Origin of the sequence: Schnuerera sp. (assembly GCF_035459645.1) — a bacterium.
Taxonomy (GTDB): domain Bacteria; phylum Bacillota; class Clostridia; order Tissierellales; family Tepidimicrobiaceae; genus Schnuerera.
In genome coordinates, this window is the sequence record NZ_DATHXO010000285.1 from 1 (window position 1) to 5369 (window position 5369).

The following is a 5369-nucleotide window of genomic DNA, read 5'->3' on the forward strand; positions in this document are numbered from 1 at the left end:
AATTAGATCTAAACATATCTCTCTCTTCCTGAGTTAATTCTTTGCTTGCATATTTTTGAATAGATGCAGGCTGAACTTCTATCATTAATTTTGTAATTTCCTTAAACTCTATATCATTAATTATGCCCATTTCTATACCTAACCTTACATTTGATAAAAGCTTCATTGCTTCTTTAGATGTAATATTTCTAGAATACTTTAGTATCCCCAAAGATCTAAAAATTTTATCTTCCATTTCATTTTTTCTTTTATTAAGTAAATTATTTCTAACATTTCTCTCCTTGTCTAAAATCTGGTGTATAACATTTTTTAATTTATTTATTATTTGTTCTTCTCCTTCTCCTAAAGTAATCTGGTTAGATATTTGATATAAATTACCTAATGCTTCTGTTCCTTCTCCATAAAGTCCTCTTACAGTCACTCCAATTTTATTCAATCCATTTATCAGATTATTGACATGCCCTGTAATTGATAAAGATGGTAAATGGACCATGACAGAAGCCCTAAGACCTGTTCCAACATTAGTAGGACAAGCTGTCAAATAACCAAATTCTTCATGAAAAGCAAAGTCTAAAGAACCTTCTAGAAAATCATCAATTTCGCTACTAATGTCCCAGCCTTTTTCAAAATTCAAACCAGGAAGTAAAGTTTGTATCCGCAAATGGTCTTCCTCATTTATCATTATAGTCGTCTTTTCATCCTCCCTTAATAAAAAACTACCATAATCTGGCTTTTGTATTAAACCTGGACTAATTAGATGTTCTTCTATAAATATTACCCTTTCTAAGGGAGTTAAATTATTTATTCTAATAAATTTATAATTTATATTTGAAAAAAGGTCTTTCATTGCATTTAAAATCTCTTGAGTAAGTTTTTCCGACTCTTCTATATTCATTTTTTGTGGAAATCGATAATTTTTTAAATTTCTAGCTAACCTTATCCTTGTACTAACAACTACGTCTTCTTCGGAGCTAGTTCCTTCAACCCATTTGACCATTCCCTATTCACCTCTTTGACCATCTAATTCATTTTCTAATTTTTTTATTTTATCCCTCAATATAGCTGCTTCCTCAAAAGCCTCATTGGCTACAAGCTCATTCATTTTATTCCTAAGTTTATCAATTTCTCTTTTTTGGGCAAGTGTTTTGTTTGCTCTCTTTGGAACTTTCCCTATATGTTTGTTATAACCATGTATTCCCCTGAACAAAGGATTTAAACTTGATTTAAAGGTATTATAGCATTGAGAACATCCAAATTTCCCTGTCTGTCTAAACTCAGCATAAGTTAACCCACAAAATGGACAAGTAATTTCTTCTGCTTCCTTCTTAATTGTTTCTCCTTGAATACTATCGATTAATCCAGTCAATAATTTATGAAATGAAAAAGTAGTATCAAACTCAAATTCATTATTATTTGCTGCACATTCATCACACATATGCAATTCTTCTATTTGACCATTTATTATTTTTGTATAATGTACTGTAGCTTCCTTTTTTTTACATACTTGACAAAGCATTATTTACAACCTCCCAACTACCTAATGAGAATTAAAAGCATATTTTTAAGTATATCTGCTCGCAAATTATTTCTTCCCATAGTCACACTGGCTAAAGCTGTATCTCCTACAGCTGCCTTCATTAATCTTTCTTCTCTCTTTGAAATAATATTTTCTTCCATTAACCCTTCGATTAAATGATATGCTTTATTTTTAGTTATAGTATCGCCTATTACATTTATAATTAAATCTCCCATCCCTTGATCTTCTTCAATTCCTACCTTCATTATCTTTATATAACCGCCTCCACCTCTCCTACTCTCAATATAATAACCCTTATAAGGAGTAAACCTAGTGGTAAGTACATAATTTATTTGGGAGGGAGCACAACCAAATTGTTCAGCTAATTCATTTCTACCTATTTCTATTATCCCATTTTCCGTTTCTTCTAGCATCTCTTTGATAAATCTTTCAATGATATTGCTTATTCTTGGCATAATACCACTCCCTTGACTTTGACTTTCTTTGTCCTTTACTATATATTATATATTTTTTTAAAATATTTTCAATACCTATCTAAAAAATAAATAACAAGTATAGATAAACTTCCGTATCTATACTTGTTATACCCAGAGTTAATGTTTTTATTCTTTTTCTGCTTTTGCTTCTTCTATTATTTTTTCAGCAATATTAGATGGTACTTCTTCGTATCTTATAAATTCCATAGTAAAGCTTCCTCTTGCTTGAGTCATACTTCTTAAATCTATAGCATATTCAAATAGTTCAGCTTGTGGTGCTTCTGCTATAACTAATTGGGACCCGTCTGTTTGAGGCTCCATGCCTAAGATTCTACCTCTACGCTTATTCATATCACCCATTACATCCCCCATATAATCTTCAGGAATTAATACTTCTACTTTCATAATAGGCTCTAACAGTATTGGACTAGCTTCTTCTATACCCTTTTTAAAAGCAAGAGAAGCAGCAATTTTAAATGCCATTTCATTGGAATCCACTGGATGGTAAGAACCATCAAACAATGTAGCCTTTAAATTTACTACCGGATATCCTGCAAGGACTCCTTCTTCTAAAGATTCTCTTAATCCCTTCTCAACAGCAGGGAAATAGTTTCTTGGAACTGCTCCACCAAATACCTCTTCTTCAAAAATAAAATCTTCGTCTGCTGGTTCAAATCTTATATGGACATCACCGTATTGTCCAGCTCCACCAGATTGTTTCTTATGTTTCCCCTGTACACTAGAAGTTCCTTTTATGGTTTCTCTATAAGCCACTTTTGGATTGATTAAATTAACTTCTACTCCAAAAGTATTTTTAAGTTTATCTATAATAACTGTTAATTGCATATTTCCTTGACCGCCAATTAACAATTGTTTTGTTTCTGAATTTCTTTCTACTACAAAAGTTGGATCTTCTTCTGTTAGTCTGTGTAAAGATGTCCCTATTTTTTCCTCATCCCCTTTAGCCTTAGGTTCTACTGCTAAAAATAATGTTGGCTGAGGATATTCTATTCCATCATATAGAGTAGGATTGGATTTATCACAAATGCTATCTCCAGTTTGAGTTGATTGCAATTTAGATGTAGCACCAATATCTCCGGCTACTATTTCAGATACTTCTATTTGATTTTTTCCTCTAAGTACAAATAATCCACCTAATTTTTCAGTTTTATCTTTGCTCACATTATATATATCATGATCTTTTGTCATCTTTCCAGACAATACCTTAAATAAAGATAGTTTTCCTACAAATGGATCTACAATTGTCTTAAAAACAATTGCTGAAAATGGCTCTTCTATATCTACCTTTCTTTCAATTTTATCTTCATCTTTATATCCTATATTTGTACCAACTTCTGCTGGATTTGGTATATAGTTTTTAGCTAAGTTAAGTAATATATCAGTTCCTATAGATTTTTCTGCCGAACCAACAATCAATGGTACTAAATCTCCATTAGCAATTGCAAGCTTTAGTCCTTTTCTTATTTCTTCAATAGTAAACTCTTCACCTTCAAAATATTTTTCCATCAATTCTTCATCAGTTTCAGCAACTTTCTCCATTAATAATTCTTTAATATTTTCGATTTCTCCTTGTATTTCTGTTGGTATATCAGCTTGCTTAGCCTCTTTTCCTTCATATTCATAAGCTGATTCATCAATTACATTTACCAATCCTTTAAAACTTTCTGCTTCTCCAATTGGTAAAGTAAAAGGTACTACCTTATCTCCAAACTGGGCTTGAATATTGTTTAAAACTTTTTCAAAATTAACGTTTTCTTTATCCATTTTATTCAAAAATATAATTCTTGGAATATTATGCTTCTCTGTATATTTCCATGATTTTTCTGTTCCAACTTCTATACCAGAAGAAGCATCTACTAGTAATACAGCACCTTCACTAGCTTTTAAAGCACCATACATTTCCCCCACAAAATCAAAATAGCCAGGAGTGTCTAAAAAATTATATTTAATATCATTCCACTCTACTGGAACTACTGCTGTTCCAATCGAAACCTTTCTTGATATCTCTTCTTTATCAAAATCTGATATGGTATTTCCATCCTCTACTTTACCTTGCCTTTTAGTAACACCTGTAAAAAATAATATTGCTTCCGTTAAAGTTGTCTTTCCACTGCCGCTATGTCCTATTAAGCTTAGGTTTCTAATTTCATCAGTTTGATATACTTTCATGAATACCTTTCCCCCTTAACCAGCATTTTTTGTTATTTATATTCAAAGATTTTAAATTTTTAAAACCTTTCAAATCTAGAAATCATTATAACTATCCTTTTAGATTATATCATGAAACTGCCATTTATCATAGTATTTTTTAAATATCAGAAATACCATTTTAATGAAAACCCTTATCCACTTATCTTTTTAAATAACCATTAAAACGTCCCTTTGTCATTATTATACTTATTATATCATTAGAATATCTAAATGATAAGAAATGTTTTATAAAAAAAGAGAGCCTTTGAAAAGGCTCTGAAAAGGCTCTACTATTAATTAATTTTTTCTAATTTTATTCCTGTCATATGACCATTTAAATCCTGTTTTTCAAAAGAATCATCAGATACTCTTTTAATTGATAGTGCTAAGGTTTCTTCCTTAATATAATCTTCAAATAACTCTACTGCTTCTTTTATATCATCATTACCATCATAATAAATATTGATATTATCTAAGACCTCATAGCCATTATTTTTCCTCATCTGTTGTACCTTAGAGATAAACTCTCTTGCATATCCTTCATTGATTAAATCCTTTGTAAGGGTAGTATCAATGATTACAAACAGATTGTTCTCCATAGCAACATCGAAACCTTCCTTTGAAGATATAGTAACCATTACATAATCCTTCTCTATTTCTACTTCTTCTCCGTCTAAATCTAAAATCAGCTTTTCCCCAGATTCTAATTTCTTCACTGCTTCATGAGGTTCTAACTCATTTAAAGCTTTACCAAAAACTTTAACCTTAGAACCTAAAATAGGTCCAACTACTTTAAAATTGGGTTTTAGCGAATAATTCATAAATTGGCTTAAATCTTTTTCAAATACTACCTCTTTAACATTTAATTCTTCCTTAATAAGAGGAACTAAATCTTTGATTTTATCTTCATATTTTCCATCTATCAATACTTCCTTTATCGGTTGGCGTACCTTAATTCTAACTGTTTCTCTAGAAGCTCTTCCTAATCCTACTAAATCTCTTACTAAATCCATTTTTTCTTCTAAATCCAAATCTATCAGTTCTTCTTGACAATTAGGATAGTAATCTAGATGTACTGATTCATTATCTGTTAGGTTTCTATATAGTTCTTCTGCAACAAAAGGTACAAAAGGTGCTATCATCTT

The 5369-nt window shown here is 30.7% G+C and carries 5 protein-coding genes; all 5 read right to left on the reverse strand.

The window, feature by feature from the left end:
• On the reverse strand, positions 1 to 997 hold a 997-nt coding region (locus VK998_RS06680; protein WP_325226785.1), incomplete at its 3' end, for a protein arginine kinase.
• Positions 998 to 1000: 3 nt separating this feature from the next.
• The gene (locus VK998_RS06685) at positions 1001 to 1516 is read right to left on the reverse strand and encodes a UvrB/UvrC motif-containing protein (RefSeq protein WP_325226787.1); all 516 of its coding nucleotides are present in this window, start codon (positions 1514 to 1516) and stop codon (positions 1001 to 1003) included.
• Between the two features lie 17 nt (positions 1517 to 1533).
• Positions 1534 to 1992: a CtsR family transcriptional regulator gene (locus VK998_RS06690; protein ID WP_325226789.1), complete on the reverse strand. Its 459-nt coding sequence runs from the start codon at positions 1990 to 1992 to the stop codon at positions 1534 to 1536.
• Between the two features lie 147 nt (positions 1993 to 2139).
• Positions 2140 to 4203 carry an elongation factor G gene (fusA, locus tag VK998_RS06695; protein WP_325226791.1) on the reverse strand — a complete coding sequence of 688 codons (2064 nt, stop codon included), beginning with the start codon at positions 4201 to 4203 and terminating at the stop codon, positions 2140 to 2142.
• A 314-nt stretch (positions 4204 to 4517) separates the two neighbouring features.
• Positions 4518 to 5369: DUF5915 domain-containing protein (locus tag VK998_RS06700; RefSeq protein WP_325226794.1), on the reverse strand; the 852-nt coding region annotated here is incomplete at its 5' end.

Excerpts from the sequence above, each read along its gene's own strand:
- VK998_RS06685 (WP_325226787.1), bottom strand. The coding sequence starts at position 1,516 with ATGCTTTGTCAAGTATGTAAAAAAAAGGAAGCTACAGTACATTATACA.
- VK998_RS06690 (WP_325226789.1), bottom strand. The coding sequence starts at position 1,992 with ATGCCAAGAATAAGCAATATCATTGAAAGATTTATCAAAGAGATGCTA.
- fusA (WP_325226791.1), bottom strand. The coding sequence starts at position 4,203 with ATGAAAGTATATCAAACTGATGAAATTAGAAACCTAAGCTTAATAGGA.